Here is a 1,088-nt window from a genome sequence, read left to right as displayed (position 1 = left end):
TGAAGGCTCAAGGGTCGTTGCGACGTTTCCTGCTATCTCAGTTTCATGAGTTCGTCCCTGAACGCTTCAGCCGGTGTGCGCCACCCGAGGCATTTTCTAGGTGTGTCGTTTAAGCGGTCGCAAATCGACTTCATATATCGATTTGAGAGCGCGGCCACAGGCGTATCCCGCGGCAGATACCGGCGCGCCCGTTTGTTAAGGTTCTCGACGGATCCTTTTTGCCAGGGCGCTTGGGGATCGCAGAACCACGCCTCCGTTCCAATCCCAGGCTTAAGTTTGCGCCAGCTCCTGAACTCGATCCCTCGGTCGAAGGTAATGGAGCGCCTTGCCGGTTGGGGCAGGGGTTCCATGACGTCCATCAGCCGGTTCATCAGGTGCGTGGTGCTTCTGTCGTGGTTTCTGAACAAGACGGCATACCGCGTCTTTCGCTCTACAAGCGTGGCAACGTTGGCATTGCCCAGAGCACGTTCGAAGATCATCAGATCGCCTTCCCATTCGCCGAATGTCTCGCGGGACTTCACATGCTCCGGGCGCTGATGAATTGAGCGCTCTGGCGGGAAAACAAGGCCTCGCGGCCTGCGTGCATACCGCGGCTGCCGTTTCTTGCGCCGGCTCGGCAGATGGCGCGCCAGTTCTTCAGATTGGCCATCGGGACCGTAAATGTAAGCGTAAATTGTCTCGTGGCTCACACGCACCGGCTGGCCTTCAAAGCCAAGCCGGCCGGCGATCTGCTCTGGCGACCAGCCTTCCTTCAACTGGGAAATCACTGCTTTGCGCAGGTCTGCTAATCGAACCAGCTTGCGGCGGCGCGCTCGTCTGGCTTCCGCAGTTCTTTGCGCATTCACACCGTAGTAGCCGTTCAGATACGGCAGCTCACGATCCTCGAAGCGGTTGCGCTTGATCTCGCGATAGACGGAGGAGCGGTGCCTGCCGAGCGCGGCCGCGATCTTGCTCACCGGCATCTTTGCGTTCAGCATATCTTCGATTGTGCGCCGTTCACGCAAATCCAGCTCCGTATGGGCCATCTTCCATTCTCCTTGCTTTCCAGCAAGATAGGGAATTTGTCGCAACCCAGTTTAGAATGTGCC

1 protein-coding gene is annotated in these 1,088 nt (G+C 58.0%); it reads right to left on the bottom strand.

Annotated elements, in window-relative coordinates; genetic code table 11:
- Positions 1–32: 32 nt before the first annotated feature.
- A complete protein-coding gene (locus AB1A62_RS22160; RefSeq protein ID WP_366663615.1) occupies positions 33–1,025 on the bottom strand; it encodes an IS30 family transposase in 993 nt (330 codons plus the stop codon).
- Between the last annotated feature and the right edge of the window lie 63 nt (positions 1,026–1,088).

Origin of the sequence: Leisingera sp. JC11, from assembly GCF_040704725.1 — a bacterium.
Taxonomy (GTDB): domain Bacteria; phylum Pseudomonadota; class Alphaproteobacteria; order Rhodobacterales; family Rhodobacteraceae; genus Leisingera.
Note: the sequence above shows the minus strand (reverse complement) of the source record. Positions and strands in the feature narration are given on the sequence as shown.